Source organism: Conexibacter sp. JCM 18997, assembly GCF_055391915.1.
This window is the reverse complement of the sequence record NZ_AP043885.1, coordinates 2,890,404-2,906,985: the sequence shown is the minus strand read 5'-3', so window position 1 is coordinate 2,906,985 and position 16,582 is coordinate 2,890,404. Positions and strand designations below refer to the sequence as shown.

The following is a 16,582-nucleotide window of genomic DNA, read 5'->3' as shown; positions in this document are numbered from 1 at the left end:
CTCTAGGGCTCCTGGGTCTTGAGCGAGAGGGCATGGATGGCGCCGCCGATCTCATCACCGAAGACGGCGTAGACCATCTGGTGCTGCTGGATCCGCGTCTTGCCGGCGAAGGCGGGGGAGACCACGACGGCGCGGAAGTGATCGCCGCCGCCGGTCCAGTCCTCCACCTCGGCGGTGGAGTCGGGGATCGCCGCTTCGATGCGGTGCTTGAGCTCGTCGGTGCTGGGCATCCTTCGCAGACAGGTTAGAGAACACGGGGGCCCGCCTTGCAGCGGGAGACACCGGATACCTCCTTTTTCGGCCAGGCCGCTGCAGGCACCCCTGGCCGCTCGCTATCCTTTTTGAAGCGACCTCCATTCGCTCCCAGGCAGGAAGGCGAAAGACCCACCATGATCCTCATCACAGACAAGGGCGCCGAGAAGGTGCACGAGTTCCTCTCCGGCCAGAACGCGGACGTGCAGACCGCCGGTCTGCGGGTCGGTGTCCGTGGTGGTGGCTGTTCGGGCTTCCAGTACAACCTCGCCTTCGACGAGGTCCGCGAGGACGATGCGGTCTTCGAGACCCACGGCCTCAAGCTCCTGTGCGACCAGCAGTCGCTGCCCTACGTGGCGGGCTCGACGATCGACTACGTCGACTCCCTCCAGGGCGCGGGCTTCCAGGTCAACAACCCCAACGTCGTCGCCGCCTGCGGCTGCGGCTCGTCCTTCCGCGTGGCGGAGGACGAGGCCGTGAGCGCTGTCTAGGGGTGCCGACGCCGCCCCCGGCGGCTTAGGGTTGGGGTCCGGCCGCTGGCGGCGGGAGGCGGGCCCCCGTGCGCTCTAAGCGACACGGACTCCTCGCCGCGGGCGGTTCGCTCGCGGCGGTCCTCATCGTGGTGCTGGTCGTCGTGCTGACGCGCGGCGACGAGTCGCCGCCCGCTCCGCCGCCGCCAACCACGGCGACGACCGCGCCACCGGCCACCCAGACGACGCCGGCGCCGCCGCCGGACCTGCCCCAGCCCGGTGAGGTCCCGCTTGCGCTCGGCCTGACCGAGGCCAACCCGCACCTGATCGCGCCCGGCGCCCAGCCGCCCGAGTTCACGCCCTGGCGCGACGACGCCGCCGCGCTGCGGGCCGGCATCCTGCGCGTGCTCGTCGACTGGCGCCGCGTGCAGCCCGCGCCCGACGTGCCGCCCGACTGGAGCCAGCCCGCCGACGGCTGCCTGCGCGGCCTGCCGCCCTGCGCGTCGTTCTCGGGGATCGCCGACGAGCTGCGCGCGGCCAAGGCGGCCGGCATGACCCCGCTGATCGTCATCCTCAACACGCCCGACTGGGCCGCCTCGCCGGCCGCCGGCTGCGAGGCCACCGAGGCCACGCCGCAGGCGCGCATGCCCGCCGACCTGACCGCCTACCGCGCGCTGGTCCGCTCGCTGGCCGACTTCGCGCAGGCCCAGGCCGTCGACCTCCCGCTGTGGGCGCCCTGGAACGAGCCCAACCATCCGCTGTTCCTGGGCCCGCAGCGCGCCGATTGCGACGTCGACTCCGCCGCGCTGACCCCGGGGCTGTACACCCAGCTCGCCCAGGCCATGCAGGACGAGCTCGACGCGGTGCCCGGCGACCAGCGGCTGGTGCTCGGCGAGACCGCCGGGTTCGACGCGCCCCGGACCAAGGCGGCCGGCGCGGCCGAGTTCGTCGCCGCGCTGCCGGACGCGCTGGTCTGCGGCGCGGCCGCCTACGGTCAGCACGCCTACGTCAAGGTCGAGGGCGATCTGGCCGCCGACGGCACCAACCCGACCACGGCGCTGCTGTCCGGCCTGCGCGACGCGCTGCGCGCCCACGACTGCCCGGGCGGCCCGCCGCCGATCTGGATCACCGAGACCGGCACCGCCTCGACCGCCGGGGCCGACGGCTGCCGGGCGATGGGCCAGGCGCTGCAGGCCTGGAGCGACGATCCGGACGTCGAGCTCGCCGTCCAGTACACGTTCCGCGAGGACACGGCGTTCCCGGTCGGCCTGGCCGACGCCGGCCTGACGACGCTCGAGCCGGCGTATCCGGCCTGGCTGGCGGTCGCCGAGGGTCGCGACCCGGTCGCCGCCTGCGGATAGGCCGATAGCCTCCACGCGCCCCATGGCCCTCCTGCCGCCCGCGCTTCGCCGCCTCACGCCCGACCGCCTGCGCGACGACCCGCGCCTGCGCGCGCTGGCCGTCGGCTCCGGTCTGATCCCGCCCCGCACGATGCACTCCGACGTCGAGGCCGACCTCCTGCGCCGGCTGGGCGCCGAGGCCCGCCGGGTTGTCGAGATCGGCGTCTACGAGGGCAGCTCCGCCGTCGTGCTGGCCCAGGTGATGGGCCCGACGCAGGAGCTGCACCTGATCGACCCCTTCGGCCACCACGCGATGGCGCTGCCCTCGGGCTGGGGCGCCACCGAGCGGGCCAGCAAGCGCGTCGTGGCCCGGGCCGCGCGCGACAACGGCCCACGTGTCGTGTGGCACCCCGCCTTCAGCTTCGACGTGGCGCCCGACTGGGTCGCGCCGATCGACCTGCTGTTCATCGACGGCGACCACGCCCAGGACGGCGTCCAACGCGACTGGGACGACTGGCACGGGTTCGTGGCGGCCGGCGGTCACGTGCTCTTCCACGACGCCCGGCTGGGGCAGGAGGGCGGCCGCGGGCTGCCCGGCCCGACCGCGGTGGTCGATCAGCTGCTGCGCGGCGCCGGTGGCCCGCCACCGGGCTGGACGATCGCCGCCGAGGTCGACCGCACCGTGGCGGTCCGCCGTGACTGAGCTGTGGCTCCACGGCTTCCCGGTGATCGGGGCGAGCGCCGACCTGGCCCGACGGGCCGAGGCGTGGGGCTATGACGGGCTGCTGCTGGCCGACAGCCAGTGCCTGCAGGGCGACGTCTACGCCGGCCTGAGCGCCGCGGCGGCGGCGACCACGACGCTGCGCATCGGAACCGGCGTCACCAACCCCCTGACCCGCCACCCGACCGTGACGGCGTCGGCGATCGCCACGATCCAGGCCGAGTCGGGTGGCCGCGCGCTGCTGGGCATCGCCCGGGGCGACTCGGCGGTCGCGCAGATCGGGATGGCCGCGGCCACCCCGCAGGAGCTGGGCCGGCACGTCACCCGCCTGCGCGCGCTGCTGCGCGGCGAGCAGACCGATGCCGGGACGCTGCGGTGGCTGGATCCGACGCTGGCGCCCGTCGCGGTCGACGTCGCCGCCACCGGTCCGCGCACGATCGCCGTCGGGGCGTCGGCGGCCGACCGGGTCACGCTGACCGTCGGCGCCGAGCCGGCGCGCCTGGCCGAGGCGATCGCCGCCGCCCGCGCCGCCGGGCCCGCGCGCGTGGGCGCCTACGTCAACGTCGGCTGCGCCGAGGACCCCGCCGCAGCGCGCTCGCTCGTGCGCGGCAGCGCGGCGATCTTCGCCCACTTCTCCGCCCAGGCGCCCGCCGCGGCGCCCGACGTCGATCGCGAGGTGATCGAGCACATCGGGCGCGACTACGACGAGGCGCGCCACGGGCAGTCGGTCGCGCGCCACGCCACGGAGCTCCCCGACGACTTCCTCGATCGCTTCACCGTCGTCGGGACGCCCGCGACCGTGCGGGCGCGCCTGGAGGAGCTGATCGCGCTCGGTCTCGACCACCTCGTGCTGGTGCCCGGGTCCAAGGACAGCGACCCGGATCTGCTGGCCCGCAGCGATGCGCTGGTCGCCGGCGTGATCGGCGCCCTGAGGTAGTCAGCAGGCGCGGCGGCCGCCAGCAGGGAGGAGCCGCCGCGCCCGCCGCTGTGCGCCATCCGGGCGCCGGCAGGACTGCACGCATCCGTGCGTTGAGGCGACTATACGGATCGACGTTCGGTTCGTGGGAAATTATTGGACGACGTGCAACTTGGGCGCGACGACCGGCTCGGGCGCCGCCGGCGGCGCGCCCGCGTGCAGCCCGTGTGGGGTCTTCTCCCACAGGAACGGGTTGCGGATCAGCTGGATCAGCGCCCGCCACGCCGCCCACGAGTGCAGCACCCAGTAGAGCGGGTTCAGCAGGGCCAGCGGCGCCCAGCGCCAGCCCCGGTCGCGCACCGCGGCCAGGGCGCACAGGAAGATCATCGCCACGTTGCCGGCGACCAGGTCGCCGAGCGCCACCCAGGCCATCCAGCCGTGGCTGACGATGGGCAGGTCGGCCCCGAAGACGAGCAGCGCGATCGTGCTGACCCACAGCAGCGGCGCCAGCAGGAAGGTCAGCGGCGTGCCGGCGATCAGCAGCACGAAGCCGAGCGTGTCGCGGAAGCCCAGCGTGCGTGCGAGCTGGATCGGCGAGCGCGAGTGCACGATCACCGTCTGCATGTAGCCCTTGATCCAGCGCGTGCGCTGACGGATCCACGGGCGCACCTGCGAACAGGCCTCCTCGTCGGTCCACGAGTCGATCACCTCGACGCGGTAGCCCTCGACGGCGGCCCGGATGCCCAGGTCGGCGTCCTCGGTGACGTTGTGGGGGTCCCAGCCGCCCAGCTTGCGCAGCGCGTCGACGCGGAAGTGGTTGGACGTGCCGCCGAGCGGGATCGGCAGGCGCAGGCGATCCAGGCCGGGCAGCATCGTCCCGAACCAGTAGCCGTACTCCAGGCCGAACATCCGGGTCAGCAGGTTGTGGCCGGCGTTCCAGTAGAACAGCCGCGCCTGCACGCAGACGGTCTGCGGGCCGGACTGGCGGAACGCCGCGACGGCCTTGCGCAGCTGGTCGGGCTCGGGGCGGTCCTCGGCGTCGTAGATGACCAGGTGCTCGCCGGTGGCCAGGAACAGGCCGACGTTGCAGGCCTTCGGCTTCGTCTTGGGCTGCGCGTCGGGCACGACCACCAGGCGGACGGTCTCGGGCGGCCGGGCGGCGCGCGCGGCGTTGATCGTCTCCTCGTCGTCGGACTCCAGCAGCACGAGGATCTCGAGCTTCTCGGCCGGGTAGTCCAGCGCGCCCAGGTTGCGCATCAGGTCGCCGATGATGTTCGCCTCGCGGTAGACCGGCACGAGGATCGTGTAGCGCGGCAGGTCGCGGTCCTCGCGGGCCACCGGCTGGATGTGGCGGCGGCGGGCGCCGATGCCCAGCAGCGAGGCGACGACCTTGAACAGGATCGCGCCCAGGAAGACGAGGTCGGCGCCGGCCAGCAGCAGGCCGAGCGTCAGCGCCCAGTTCCACACCAGCGCGCCCACGATCGTCAGGGCGCCCACGACCAGCCCGGCCTTCTGCTGCCAGGAGTACCCCGAGGCGGCCGACAGCTCGGGGCGCTCGGTCAGCAGCTCGACGGTCGAGTGCTCGACGATGAAGTGCTTGAAGCACGACAGCACGGCGCGCTCGATGTCGAGCGTCGTGGTCGTGCGCTGGTCGATGACGATCCGCGCGCCGAGCTCGCGGCGCAGCGCGTCGCGGATCGCGTCGGTCAGCGGCTCGCAGGTGGCGACGACCACGCGGCCGCCGTCGCGGCGCACGGGCATCCAGCCCTCGGCCACCAGGCGGTCCGGGGCGAAGCGCTGGGCCAGCTCGGTGTCGATCGGCGTGTGCAGCAGGTCGATGAACGGCAGGCCCCACTGCTCGGCCAGCACGTGGCGCAGGTCCAGGCGGCTGACCTTGCCCGCGGCCAGCAGGACGCGGCCGAGCCGCTCGCCGGTGTCGCGCTGGCGCTGCAGCGCCCAGGTCAGCGTGTCGCGGTCGATCAGACCGCGGTCGATCAGCAGCTCGCCCAGCGGCCGCTGCGCCGGCGCGGGAGCGGCGGCGTGCGAGGAGGCGTTCCGGAACAGACGCAACAACGGCACGTCTGTTGCATCGGCAACGACGCTGGCGCGCTCGCGTTCATTGGACGCTCGTATGAGCGCCGGTCATCAGATCGGCTCATTCTCCAGCGACTGCCACAGGTGCCGGCAGGCCTGCGAGCGGTAGGGACGCCAGGGTTCGGCGATCGCCTCCAGCTCGCTGGTGCTGGGCAGGTCGTCGAGGCCGTACAGGCGCTTGACCGCGTGGCGGATGCCCAGGTCGCCGACGGCCAGCACGTCGGGGCGCTGCAGCTGGAACATCAGGAAGACCTGGGCGGTCCACGGGCCGATGCCCTTCACGGCGGTCAGGGCGGCGGTGACCTCGTCGTCGGAGTGCTCGGAGAGGTGCTCGAGGTCCAGGGCGCCGGACTCGACGTGCTCGGCCAGCGAGCGCAGGAACGTCGTCTTCGCGTGCGACAGGCCGACCGCCTCGCGCAGCGTGTCGGGATCCTCGGCCAGGATCTCGGCGGGCGTCGGATCGCGCCCGGCGTAGCGCTCCTGGATGCGACCGTGGATCGCGGTGGCCGAGCGCACGGACAGCTGCTGGCCGATGATCGCCCGGACCAGCGCGCCGTACGGGCCGGTCGGCGGACGCGGCGGTCCGAGCGGCCCGTTGGCGTCGATCAGCGCGCCCAGGACCGGATCGGCCCGGCGCAGGTGCGCGTCGGCCGGATCGGGCTCAGTCACCGAGCGACGGCTCGCGCGTGAGCGCCTCGCCGTCCAGGGCGTTGAGCGCGCGCTCGACCGACGAGCCGATGCAGGTGAACGACGGCGTGTCGCGCAGCGTGTACTTCGAGGCCTCGGTCGTGCGCAGGCGCTGCACGAGATCGAGGAACGCGGCGATGTCGTCGGTGTCGAACGCGACGACGAACTCCTGGTCGTCCAGGCCGAAGCTGTAGGTCGTGTGGTTGTCGACGTTGGGGTACTCGCGACCGACCTTGATGTGCTCCTGCATCGCCTCCCAGCGGTCCTCACGGCTCATGCCGTACCAGGCGCGGGTCTTCACGAAGGGGTAGACGAACAGGTACTTGCCGTTGAACGGCCGGGCCACGAAGCGCTGGTCGTCGGAGTACTCCGAGCTCTTGCGCATCCCGAGGAACGAGTAGGGCATCTCGGCCCACTTCATGACGCCGGACTGGGCCAGCACGACGTGGAACTCGTGGATGCGATCGAGGTTCTCCGCCTCGGCAACGAGCATCATGTCGACATCGCCTCGGGTTCCCACGAGGCTGAACGCCTGCAGCAGGTGGTCGGTGCCGAAGTCCTCGCAGGCGGCGAGGAACTCGCGCTTGTGCTCCGCGCGCTCGGCCTCGTCCAGGCGTCGCCACGCCGGATCCATCTTCAGGAAGGTGTACTTCACGAAATGACGCTCGTCGGCCATGCAACGAGGATAGGCGCCCTGGCGCTGGCGCTGCTCGTGCTCTGCGTGGCCCGAGCCGACGCGGCAGCGCTCGTGGTGTTCGTCCCCGGAGCGACCGTCGAGCAGCTCGCCGATCAGGACGGGGCGTCGGCGGCCCTGCTGAACACCTCGCAAGGCCGCTACGACCGCACGCAGTTCCTGCTCGACGTCTCGCAGGGCGCGCGCACGTCGATGTCGGCGTACACGCCGCACGACCCGCCGGTGCTCCGCGTGACGGCGGGCGGACGCGTGCTCGGCTGGCCGGCGGCGGTGGCCCGCGCGGACGGCGCGCCCGCGACGGTGGTACCGGGTCTGCTGGGTTCGTCGGTGGACACGGCCTTCGTCGGTGGGTCCGGTGCGCGGGACCTGGGCGTCGTCGCGGCCACCGAGGCGGGGCGCGTCGATCTGCGTCCCGGGCCGCGTGACGTCCGGTTCACGCGCGTGCCGGATCTGGACGGTCTGCGAACGCTCGTGGGCCAGCGGCCGGCAGGCGATCTCCTGCTGGCGATCGCCGAACCGCCGGATGGCCCGCTTCCGGGGGCCGTGCTGCCGGTCGCCGCCTTCGGCCTGGGGGATGGACGCGCGCTGCGATCGGCGACGACGCGCACCGACGGGCTGGTCAGCGCGATCGACATCGCCCCGACGCTGCTGTCGTGGGTCGGCCGCCCGGTCCCCGACGACATGACCGGCGAGCCGATCCGGGCCGGCGGCGCGCTCGACCTGGCGGCGCTGGACTCGCTGCGCGACCGGGGTGCGGTGGTCAAGGGCCGCCGCCTGCCCGCGCTGGGAGCGCTGATGGCCGCCTGCGCGCTGCTGGCGCTCGGCGGGTTCGTCGTCGCCCGGGGCCGCGGGTTGCGCTGGGCGGTGCGCACGAGCGCGCTGGCCGTGCTGTGGGTGCTGCCGCTGCTGCTGCTCACCGCCCGCCTGGCGCCCAGCGCGGTCGTGGAGGTGATCGCCGTGGCCGTCGGCGCGCTGGTGCTGGGCGCGCTGACCGACGCGCTCGTGCGCTGGCCGGTCGGGCCGCTCGTGCCCGGCGCGATCACGCTCGTGGCCTACACGGTCGATCTGGCCTTCGGCTCGCCGCTGATCGTGCGCTCGCTGCTGGGCTCCAACCCGCTCGGTGGCTCGCGCTTCTACGGGATCGGCAACGAGCTGGAGGCGCTGCTGCCGGTGATCGCGCTGGGGGCGCTGGCCGCCGGCGCGTGCGCGGTGGGCGCCGCGCGGCGCTCACCGCGGCTGGCGCTGGCCTTCGGGCTGGCCGGCGTCGCGCTGGGCTTCGTGCTGGGCTGGAGCCGGCTGGGCGCCGACGTCGGCGGCGTGATCACCGTCGGGGCCGGGTTCGCGGTGGCCACGATGCTGGCGCTCCCCGGCCGGCTGACCTGGCGGCGCGTGGCCATCGCGGTGGCGGTGCCGGTCGCGGCGCTGGTCGCGCTCGCGGCGCTGGATCTGGCCACCGGCGGCGAGGGGCACTTCTCGCGGCTGGTGCTGCACTCCGGGCGGGGCGAGGCGTTCGGCGACGCGCTGCACCGGCGCGGCGACCTGGCGCTGGACAACCTCCTCTACAACGGCGCGATGCCCGTGCTCACCGTGCTGGCGCTGGGCGCGATCGCCTGGGGCGTGTGGCGTCGCGACGCCCTGCTGGCCGGCATCCCGGGCGCCGACGCGTGGCGTTGCGCGCTGGCCGGCGGCGCCACGGCCGCGGTCATCGGCGCGCTGGCCAACGACTCGGGCCCGCTGCTGCTGGTCTTCGCGATGTTCGTGACCGCCTGGCTGGCGGCGTACCTGGGTGCGGGTAGCCGTATGGGAGCGGACCACCCGATGGTTTAGGCTGCCTTGAATGCGCATCGCCCTGGTGTCGCCATATTCATGGACGTACCCCGGGGGCGTGACGCGGCACATCGAAGCGTTGGCGGGTCAGTACCTCCAAGGAGGGCACGACGTTCGGGTGCTTGCGCCGTACGACCCCGACGATCGCCGCTCCGTGCGGATGCATCGTGGCGCCCAGCCCCAGCCGCGCGAGATCCCCGACTACCTGGTGCCGCTCGGGCGCACGATCGGGGTCCAGTCCAACGGCGCGGTGTCCAACATCGCCCACGCGCCCAGCTCGATCGTCGCGATGCGCCGCGAGCTGCGCACCGGCGGCTACGACGTCGTCCACCTGCACGAGCCGGTCGCCCCGACCCTCGGCTGGGACGCGCTGATGTCGACCGACGCGCCGCTGGTCGGCACGTTCCACACCTACTCCGAGAACGCGTTCTCGCACGGCACCGCCGCCCTGCTGGGCTCCCGCCGGCGCATGAACCGCCTGGCCGTGCGCGTGGCCGTCAGCGACGCCGCCGCGTGGACCGGGCGCCGCTTCTACGGCGGCCGCTACCGCGTGATCCCCAACGGCGTCGACGTGGGCGAGCCGATCACGCGCCCGCTGCGCGCCGTCGATGAGCCGCTGCGCATCGCGTTCGTCGGCCAGGCCGTGGAGCGCAAGGGCCTGCCGATCCTGCTGCGCGCCTTCGAGGCGCTGCGCGAGCACGTCCCGGCCCACCTGGACATCGTCGGCGCCAACACCGCCGACGTCGCGATGCTGCTGGAGGACCTGGAGGGCATCGACGCGTGGGGCCCGGTCGACGACGCCCGCAAGCTGGAGATCCTGCGCACCGCCGACGTGCTGTGCGCCCCGTCGCTGGGCGGCGAGTCGTTCGGCATGGTGCTGACCGAGGCGTTCGCCGCGGGCACGCCGGTCGTCGCCTCCGACATCGCCGGCTACCGCGACGTCGTCCGCCACGGCCGCGACGGCCTGCTGGTTCCCCGGGGCGACGCGACCGCGCTGGCCGAGACGCTGCGCGACCTGGCGCTGGAGCCAGCCCGCGGGCACGAGCTCGGCGCGCAGGCCGCGCAGTCGGCTCAGCGCTTCGCCTGGCCGACCGTGGCCGGGCAGCTGCTGGAGAGCTACGAGGACGCGGCGGCGATGCCCGCGCCCGAGGGCGCCGTGCGGCGCTTCGGGGCCAAGCACGGGCTCGTGCCCGCCGACGGGCAGCCCTATGAGCGCGCCCGGCGTCAGCCCAGCCTGGAGCCGGCGCCCGCCGGTACGCGGCCGGGCTGGGTCACCTTCGCCCGGCGCTTCGGCGTGATCCTGGCCGCCCTGGCCGGCATCGGCCTGTCCTGGCTGGCGCTGGAGCGGATCGGCGTGCAGCGGATCGGCGATGCGCTGTGGCGCTCGAGCCCGACCTGGGTGCTGACCGGACTGGCCCTGATGTGCCTGTCGATGGTCGTGCGCTCCGTGGCCTGGCGGGCGATCCTGCGGGCGGCGTTGCCGGGCGTGCGGGTCGGCCGGCGCGATGTGCTGCGCGGGACCTCGATCGGCGTCCTGATGTCCGCGACGCTGCCGGCGCGCCTGGGCGAGCCCGCGCGTGCGCTGGTGGTGTCCCGGCGGATCGGCGGCCGTCAGCGCGAGGTGCTCCCGACCGTGGCGGGCACGATCGTCTCCCAGGCGCTGCTGAACGTCTTCGCCCTGGTGCTGCTCGGCATCGTGATGTTCTCGTCGATCGGGCTGTTCCGCGGGCACAAGGGCGCGCTGATCGCCTTCGCGGTCGTGCCGCTGATCCTGCTGGTCATCGTCCTGCTGGCGCCGGCGCTGCTGCGCGCGGGTGCGCCGTCGCGTTCGCGCCGGGTGCGCAACGCCGTGGCCAAGAGCCGCGCGGCGCTGACCCGGGTGCGCGAGGGTCTGGCCGTCTTCCGCAAGCCGCGGCTGGGCTCCGAGGCCGTCTTCATGCAGCTGCTGGCCTGGGTCATCCAGTGGATGTCCTGCTACGTCCTGCTCGTCGCGCTGGGGCTGGACGCGCGCGCCGGCCTGGCTGCCGCGGCGGCCGTGCTGTTCGCGGTCAACGTGACGGCCGCGGTGCCGATCACGCCGTCCAACATCGGCGTCTTCCAGGCCGCCTGCGTCGCGGTGCTGACCGCCGGCTACCACGTCTCCTACGCCGACGCGCTGGCCTACGGCATCATCCTGCAGGCCGTTGAGATCGCCACGGCCTTCGTGATGGGCGCGCCGTCGCTGGTCAAGGAGGGGCTGTCCTGGAAGGACGTTCGCCTGCGCGCGATCCACACCGCGCCGGTCGAGCTGCGGCCGCTGCGCAACGACGGCGGCAGCACGGCCAAGGTCGAGGCCTAGCGCGAGCGTCCGCGAGCGCCCGCCACCGTTGTCGGATCGGCGTCGCTATGCGACGCCAACCTGACAACGGCCCGGGGGTCAGCGAGCCGGTCCAGCACCGCGGCGTTCTCCGCCACCAACGCGCGCCCGGTCGCCTCGAGCGCGGCGAGGTTCTCCGGCGACGCGTCGTCCATGTCGTCGTTGGCCCGATCGAGCGCGGTCTGCAGGCGCACGTAGCGCTCGCCGAGCACGTGCTCGAGCTGGTAGTCGACCGCGTCGCTGGACCCGTCGAAGACGACGTCGATGATCGGGCGGGCCCATTCCAGGACGCCCCAGCCGCGCGCGTGCTCGAGCGGGATCGGGCGGGTCTGGCTGCCCGTGCCCAGCGATAGGACGGTGATGTCCTCGCCCGGCCACAGGCGCACCGCCTCGGCGTAGGCGCACATCGCCGGGTTGCCCGCGAACACGCCGCCGTCGATCAGGGCGGCGTCGCCGACGGCGACCGGCTCGAAGTAGGTCGGCGCGGCGGCGGTCGCCTCGGCGGCCAGGGCCATCGGGATGCCGGCGTCCTCGCGCCAGCTCTTGAAGAACCTCGGCTTGCGCGCGATCAGGTCGTAGGTGGTGACGAACACGTCCGTCAGCGCCTGGTCGACGGTCGTCTCGCCGAGGTAGCGCTGGAGGACCTCGCGCAGCGGCACGTTGGAGTAGCGCTCGTCGATCAGGCCCTCGACGCTGCTGATGCGCCGGCCCAGCGAGCGGGAGAAGATCCGCGGGCCCTCCTCGCGGTACAGCGCGACGATCTCCTCGGCGGTCCAGCGGGGCGCCCCGTCGCCTGGCCGGGTCAGGGCCAGCGCGAGGATGCCGCCCGTCGACGTGCCGCCGATCAGGTCGAACAGCTCGCACACCGGCCGCCCGGCGCGCGCCTCGAGCGCGGCCAGCACCGTCGCGGGGACGATGCCCCGGATTCCCCCGCCATCGATGCTCAGGACCCGCATCGCAAACGCCACGTTACGCCTTTCCGGGACGCCGGGCGATAGCGTGCCGGACGGATGTTGCACACGGTTGTCGGTCTGATCCTCGCCGCGCTCCTGCTCGCCGCTGCGGGGCTCAAGCTCGCAGCGCCCCGCACCAGCGTGGCGGCGCTGGCCACCTTCGGCCTCCACGCGCCCGCGCTGCAGCGCGTGGCCTGGGCGGCGGTGGTGCTGGCCGAGGTCGTCCTCGCCGTGACGGTGGCGATCGGCCTGGATCCCGCCGCCTACGCCGCCGCCGCGCTGATGGCGGCGTTCGCCGTCGGCCAGGGCGTCGCGCTGGCCCGCGGCCGCCGGGGCGCGCCGTGCGCCTGCTTCGGCGCCCGCTCGACCGTCAGCCCGGCCGCGGTCGTCCGCGACCTGATCCTGGCCGCCGCCTTCGCCGCGCTGCCCTTCCTGCCCGACGGTCCGGCCTCGACGCAGGCCTGGCTCGCGCTCGGCCTGGGCGCCTGCGCGGTGGCCATCGCCGGCCTCGTGGTCGCCGTGCTGGCCCTGGCCCGCGAGGTCGGCGTCCTGCGCATGGCCATCGGGCCGCAGCAGGCGCTGGAGATCCCCGAAGAGGGTCCGCCGCTGGGTGAGCCCGCGCCGCTGCTGCTCGAGCGCGCCGAGCCGACCGCGCAGACCCGTCTGGCGCTCGCGGTCTTCTCGTCGGAGGGCTGTCGCATGTGCCAGGCCGTGGCGCCCGCCGTGGCCATGCTGGCCCGCGAGGACGAGCTCGCCGTCGTGGTGCTCGACGAGGTGGCCGACGCCGACGCCTGGCGCGCCGCGGCGATCCCCGGCAGCCCGTTCGCGGTCGCGCTGGACCCGCTCGACGCGACGGTCCTGGCCAAGGGCACGTTCAACGGGCTGGGTCAGCTGGAGAGCGTGCTGGCCACGGCGCAGCACCGGGCCGCGGAGGGCGTGGGTGGCTGAGCCCGACGGCCGGCGGAGCGTCGGCGACCTGGCCGAGGGACTGGCCGCCAACACGTCGCGTCGCGGGCTGCTCGCGCGCGTCTCCAAGCTGCTGTTCGCGGGCACCGCGGCGGGCGTCGCGGCGCGCGCGATCAAGCCCGGGGAGGCCGAGGCCTTCCACTTCTGCGGCCACATCTACACGACCGGCTCGTGCCCACACCCGACCGGCCTGCCCCGGATCGACGCGCGCGGGCTCCCGATCCGGGCCAAGGACGGCAAGCCGGTCGACGACCTGGGTCGGCGCATCGACGCCCAAGGGCGCCCGGTGGCCGAGGACGGCACGCCGCTGACCGATCCCGACGGGCGCCCGCTCCCGGTGGCCACCCGCACGAAGGTCTGCACCGCGGCCGGCGACCGGTTCGACTTCCAGCCCCGCGTCGACGGCTCCTGGTATCGGTGCTGCGGCGGCCACGTGCGCAAGCTCGTCGACTGCTGCGCCCACCACGACAAGCGCATCAACGGCGACGCCGCGCTGACCGGCTACTGCTACGAGGGCCGCAAGGTCTTCTGCGTCATGTACTTCCAGACGAAGGTGCCGTGTTGACCGTCACGCTGGCCGCGATCGCGTTGGCCGTGGCCGGCCTGGTCGCCGGGTTCACCGGCACCTGGTCGCCCTGCGGCTTCTCGATGATCGACACGCTCGGCCCCGCCGGGCACGCGGGCGGGCGCCGCCGGACGATCGCCTCCTGCGTGACGTTCGCGCTGGGCGCGCCGCTCGGCGGAGCGATCACCTTCGGCGGGCTGGCCGCGCTCGGCTCGGCCCTGCAGGGTGGGGGCGCGGCGCTCGGCCTGGCCGCCGCGATCGCGCTGGTGGCCGCCGCGCTGGACGCGCTGGGCATCCGCATCGCGCCCCAGCTGCGCCGCCAGGTGCCCGAGTCATGGCGGCGCGTCCTGCCGCTGCCGGTCGCCGCGTTCCTGTACGGGATCCTGCTCGGCCTCGGCTTCACCACGTTCGTGCTCTCCTTCGCGCTGCCCGCCCTCGCCGCGGTCAGCGTCGCCGTGGCCGACGTCCAGCTGGGCCTGATCCTCGGCCTGGCCTTCGGCGTCGGCCGCGCGCTGCCGATCGTCGTGCTGGCCCCGCTGACCGACACCGCGTTCGGCGCCCGCGCGATCACCGCGATGGCCGAGCGCCCGGCGCTGCTGCGCACCACGCGCCTGGTCGACGCGCTGGCCCTGCTCGGCGTGGCCGGCGCGCTGGCCGGCGGCTCGGCCCACGCGGCCACGCAGGTGGCCAGCCCGGCCACGGATCCCAGCGTCGACACCGGCGCGCTGGCCTGGAGCGTTCCCGGCGCCGACGGTTTGATCGCGGCCGGCGCCGCGCCCACGTCGGTCGGCGGCCGCCTGCCGGCACTCGGCGGGGGCAAGCTGGCGTTCGTCGCCGCCGACGGCACCGTCACCGTCGTCGACCGCGCCACCGGCGCCGCGACGCCCGTCCCGCTGGCCGCCGGCGCCGACGCGCTGGCCGTCTCGGCGCGCTGGCTGGCCTGGCGTCAGCCCAGCCCCGACCGCGTGCGCGTGCTCGACCTGGCCACGCCCGGCGCTCTGCCGCGCACGATCGACAGCGCGCCCGCGCCCGGATCGATCAGCCGCCCCGCGTTGAGCGGCGACCTGCTGGCCTGGGCCAGCGCGACGACCCGCGGCTCGCAGATCCGCGCGCTGAACCTGGCCACGCCCGGCGCCCGCTCGACGACGCTGCGCCGCGAGGCGCGCGTGCTGCTGACCGCGCCCGCGCTGTACGGCGACCAGCTGCTGTTCGTGCGCGCGACCGGGCTGCACCAGGAGCTGCGCCTGACCACGGCGCGTCCCGGTCGGGGCGGCCGGGTGCTGCTGCGCACCGGCGGCCTGGCCGCCCGTGACGGCGGCCACGGCCACGGCCACACCGACCAGGGCGTGCGGCCCGAGGATCGCGACGGCGTGGTGCCCGCCGCGCCCTATCGCCTCCTGGGCACGGCGCTGGACGCCACGGCGGCCTACGTCACCCGCCAGCCCCGCCGCGGCGGCGCGCCCAGCGTGCTGCGGGTCGCGCGGTGAGCGACGCCCCCGCGGCCTGGGTGTACCTGTTGCGCTGCGGCGACGGCTCGCTGTACTGCGGCTGGACCAACGACCTCGATCGCCGCGTGGCCGCGCACGCGGCCGGCAAGGGCGGGCGCTACACCGCCAGCCGCCAGCCGATCGAGCTGGCCGCGGCGCTGCCGATGGTCGACCGCTCGGCGGCGATGCGTGAGGAGATCCGCATCAAGCGCCTGACGCGGGACGAGAAGCTCGCGCTGGCCGCGCGCCACACGCCGCCCGTTCAAGCTTCCTGAACCTGCACGTTTCGCGTCGTCTCTGGGCGCGAAACCTCCACATCGCTGCGCGTCCGTCTCGGATCGGCGCGGTCGTGCGCGACGGTGGCGGTCCAGCCCGCTTGGGAGGCGGCGGGAGATTCATTCCCCAGCTGGAGAACCCCCGGTGATCTACATCAGCCTGCTCGGCATTCCGATGGTCCTGCTCGTGGTCCACATGCTGCTCGTCCTGTCCAAGCCGTCGATCGAGTCGCAGCGCACCGCGGTGCAGACCTCGGTGCGCCGCTCAGGCTGAGCGCGTCAACAGGCGCGTCGGCGTGCGCCCGGTCAGCGACCGGGCGTCGCCGCTGAGGTGCGCCTGGTCGGCGTAGCCCGCGGCGGCGGCCAGCGCGGCCAGCCCATCGGCCGGGGCCGCCCGGGCCAGCGCCAGGAAGCGCTGCAGGCGCAGCACGCGCCCCAGCGTCTTGGGCCCGTAGCCGACGGCGTCGTGGAAGCGCCGGCGCAGCTGGCGCTCGCTGAGGGCCACGTCGCGGGCCACGTCGGCGACGCGCTCACCGCGGCCGATGCGCTCGGTGGCGGCCAGCGTGACCGGATCCAGCGGCCCGACCCGCGCGGCGACCGCGTCCTCCAGCAGGGCCGCGCGCTCGGCCACCGAGCCGGCGTCCTGCAGGCGCTCGGTCAGCTCGCGTGCGGTCCGCGCGCCCCACACGTCGGCCAGCTCGACCCGGGCGTCGCGCAGCTCGCTGGCCGGCAGCCCGAGACCCGGGCCGCCGGCGCCGGGCCGGAAGCGCACGCCGACGATGTGCGTGGGCTGTGCGGGGACGGCCGAGCGGTTGGCGATCGTGTCGGTGCCCGCGACGAGCAGCCGGGAGCCGGTCCACAGCACGTCCATGCAGCCGTCGGGCAGCACGTCCTCGGCGTCGTCGGAATCGATGTCCCAGACGCACTGCACCCACGGCCGCACCGGGGCGGCGCCGGCTCGCTCGCGATAGCCCACGAG

The 16,582-nt window shown here is 74.5% G+C and carries 17 protein-coding genes; 11 read left to right on the top strand and 6 right to left on the bottom strand.

Features of this window, described 5'->3' with window-relative positions:
* Positions 1–2: 2 nt before the first annotated feature.
* Positions 3–230, bottom strand: coding sequence for a BolA family protein (locus tag ACZ5UI_RS14785; RefSeq protein ID WP_464188086.1), 228 nt, complete (start codon positions 228–230; stop codon positions 3–5).
* A 159-nt stretch (positions 231–389) separates the two neighbouring features.
* Here ACZ5UI_RS14785 and ACZ5UI_RS14780 point away from each other — a divergent pair, with 159 nt between their 5' ends.
* From ACZ5UI_RS14780 to ACZ5UI_RS14765, 4 genes are all read left to right on the top strand, one after another.
* Complete coding sequence (locus ACZ5UI_RS14780) at positions 390–743, top strand: HesB/IscA family protein (RefSeq protein WP_464188084.1); 354 nt, start codon at positions 390–392, stop codon at positions 741–743.
* Between the two features lie 68 nt (positions 744–811).
* Entirely contained in the window at positions 812–2,083 is a 1,272-nt protein-coding gene (locus ACZ5UI_RS14775; RefSeq protein WP_464188082.1) for a hypothetical protein, read from the top strand.
* Positions 2,084–2,105: 22 nt separating this feature from the next.
* Positions 2,106–2,765: a class I SAM-dependent methyltransferase gene (locus ACZ5UI_RS14770; RefSeq protein WP_464188080.1), complete on the top strand. Its 660-nt coding sequence runs from the start codon at positions 2,106–2,108 to the stop codon at positions 2,763–2,765.
* Positions 2,758–3,720 carry an LLM class flavin-dependent oxidoreductase gene (locus tag ACZ5UI_RS14765; RefSeq protein WP_464188078.1) on the top strand — a complete coding sequence of 321 codons (963 nt, stop codon included), beginning with the start codon at positions 2,758–2,760 and terminating at the stop codon, positions 3,718–3,720. Before ACZ5UI_RS14770 ends, ACZ5UI_RS14765 begins: the two co-directional genes overlap by 8 nt.
* A gap of 132 nt (positions 3,721–3,852) precedes the next feature.
* Here the strand turns inward: ACZ5UI_RS14765 and ACZ5UI_RS14760 are convergent, their stop codons facing one another.
* From ACZ5UI_RS14760 to ACZ5UI_RS14750, 3 genes are all read right to left on the bottom strand, one after another.
* The gene (locus ACZ5UI_RS14760) at positions 3,853–5,769 is read right to left on the bottom strand and encodes a glycosyltransferase family 2 protein (RefSeq protein WP_464188076.1); all 1,917 of its coding nucleotides are present in this window, start codon (positions 5,767–5,769) and stop codon (positions 3,853–3,855) included.
* Between the two features lie 75 nt (positions 5,770–5,844).
* Entirely contained in the window at positions 5,845–6,462 is a 618-nt protein-coding gene (locus tag ACZ5UI_RS14755) for a DNA-3-methyladenine glycosylase family protein (RefSeq protein WP_464188074.1), read from the bottom strand.
* Positions 6,455–7,156 carry a chlorite dismutase family protein gene (locus ACZ5UI_RS14750; protein ID WP_464188072.1) on the bottom strand — a complete coding sequence of 234 codons (702 nt, stop codon included), beginning with the start codon at positions 7,154–7,156 and terminating at the stop codon, positions 6,455–6,457. Before ACZ5UI_RS14750 ends, ACZ5UI_RS14755 begins: the two co-directional genes overlap by 8 nt.
* On the opposite strand from ACZ5UI_RS14750, the gene ACZ5UI_RS14745 reads away from it, so the two are divergent.
* Both ACZ5UI_RS14745 and ACZ5UI_RS14740 read left to right on the top strand, forming a co-directional pair.
* Complete coding sequence (locus ACZ5UI_RS14745) at positions 7,139–9,001, top strand: hypothetical protein (RefSeq protein WP_464188070.1); 1,863 nt, start codon at positions 7,139–7,141, stop codon at positions 8,999–9,001. The two genes, ACZ5UI_RS14750 and ACZ5UI_RS14745, sit on opposite strands and share 18 nt — an antisense overlap.
* A gap of 10 nt (positions 9,002–9,011) precedes the next feature.
* Positions 9,012–11,339, top strand: a complete 2,328-nt coding sequence (locus ACZ5UI_RS14740) for a lysylphosphatidylglycerol synthase domain-containing protein (protein WP_464188068.1) — start codon at positions 9,012–9,014, stop codon at positions 11,337–11,339.
* Here the strand turns inward: ACZ5UI_RS14740 and ACZ5UI_RS14735 are convergent.
* The gene (locus ACZ5UI_RS14735) at positions 11,336–12,313 is read right to left on the bottom strand and encodes a CBASS cGAMP-activated phospholipase (protein ID WP_464188066.1); all 978 of its coding nucleotides are present in this window, start codon (positions 12,311–12,313) and stop codon (positions 11,336–11,338) included. The two genes, ACZ5UI_RS14740 and ACZ5UI_RS14735, sit on opposite strands and share 4 nt — an antisense overlap.
* 54 nt (positions 12,314–12,367) lie before the next feature.
* Between ACZ5UI_RS14735 and ACZ5UI_RS14730 the strand changes: the two genes are divergently transcribed.
* The 5 genes from ACZ5UI_RS14730 to ACZ5UI_RS14710 all read left to right on the top strand — a co-directional run bounded on the left by ACZ5UI_RS14730 (position 12,368) and on the right by ACZ5UI_RS14710 (position 15,877).
* Entirely contained in the window at positions 12,368–13,258 is an 891-nt protein-coding gene (locus ACZ5UI_RS14730) for a MauE/DoxX family redox-associated membrane protein (RefSeq protein WP_464188064.1), read from the top strand.
* Positions 13,251–13,841, top strand: a complete 591-nt coding sequence (locus ACZ5UI_RS14725; RefSeq protein WP_464188062.1) for a hypothetical protein — start codon at positions 13,251–13,253, stop codon at positions 13,839–13,841. Before ACZ5UI_RS14730 ends, ACZ5UI_RS14725 begins: the two co-directional genes overlap by 8 nt.
* Positions 13,838–15,328 (top strand): hypothetical protein, encoded by a 1,491-nt coding sequence (locus ACZ5UI_RS14720; RefSeq protein ID WP_464188060.1) that lies wholly within the window; start codon positions 13,838–13,840, stop codon positions 15,326–15,328. Before ACZ5UI_RS14725 ends, ACZ5UI_RS14720 begins: the two co-directional genes overlap by 4 nt.
* Complete coding sequence (locus ACZ5UI_RS14715; protein WP_464188058.1) at positions 15,325–15,603, top strand: GIY-YIG nuclease family protein; 279 nt, start codon at positions 15,325–15,327, stop codon at positions 15,601–15,603. The genes ACZ5UI_RS14720 and ACZ5UI_RS14715 overlap by 4 nt, the downstream gene beginning before the upstream one ends.
* Before the next feature lie 145 nt (positions 15,604–15,748).
* Positions 15,749–15,877: a hypothetical protein gene (locus tag ACZ5UI_RS14710; RefSeq protein ID WP_464188056.1), complete on the top strand. Its 129-nt coding sequence runs from the start codon at positions 15,749–15,751 to the stop codon at positions 15,875–15,877.
* Here the strand turns inward: ACZ5UI_RS14710 and ACZ5UI_RS14705 are convergent.
* Positions 15,869–16,579, bottom strand: coding sequence for a helix-turn-helix domain-containing protein (locus ACZ5UI_RS14705; protein WP_464188054.1), 711 nt, complete (start codon positions 16,577–16,579; stop codon positions 15,869–15,871). The two genes, ACZ5UI_RS14710 and ACZ5UI_RS14705, sit on opposite strands and share 9 nt — an antisense overlap.
* Positions 16,580–16,582: the final 3 nt, after the last annotated feature.

Coding starts and splice junctions, on each gene's coding strand:
- ACZ5UI_RS14745 (WP_464188070.1), top strand. CDS start 7,139: ATGACGCTCGTCGGCCATGCAACGAGGATAGGCGCCCTGGCGCTGGCG.
- ACZ5UI_RS14730 (WP_464188064.1), top strand. CDS start 12,368: ATGTTGCACACGGTTGTCGGTCTGATCCTCGCCGCGCTCCTGCTCGCC.
- ACZ5UI_RS14750 (WP_464188072.1), bottom strand. CDS start 7,156: ATGGCCGACGAGCGTCATTTCGTGAAGTACACCTTCCTGAAGATGGAT.
- ACZ5UI_RS14740 (WP_464188068.1), top strand. CDS start 9,012: ATGCGCATCGCCCTGGTGTCGCCATATTCATGGACGTACCCCGGGGGC.
- ACZ5UI_RS14735 (WP_464188066.1), bottom strand. CDS start 12,313: ATGCGGGTCCTGAGCATCGATGGCGGGGGAATCCGGGGCATCGTCCCC.
- ACZ5UI_RS14785 (WP_464188086.1), bottom strand. CDS start 230: ATGCCCAGCACCGACGAGCTCAAGCACCGCATCGAAGCGGCGATCCCC.
- ACZ5UI_RS14770 (WP_464188080.1), top strand. CDS start 2,106: ATGGCCCTCCTGCCGCCCGCGCTTCGCCGCCTCACGCCCGACCGCCTG.
- ACZ5UI_RS14780 (WP_464188084.1), top strand. CDS start 390: ATGATCCTCATCACAGACAAGGGCGCCGAGAAGGTGCACGAGTTCCTC.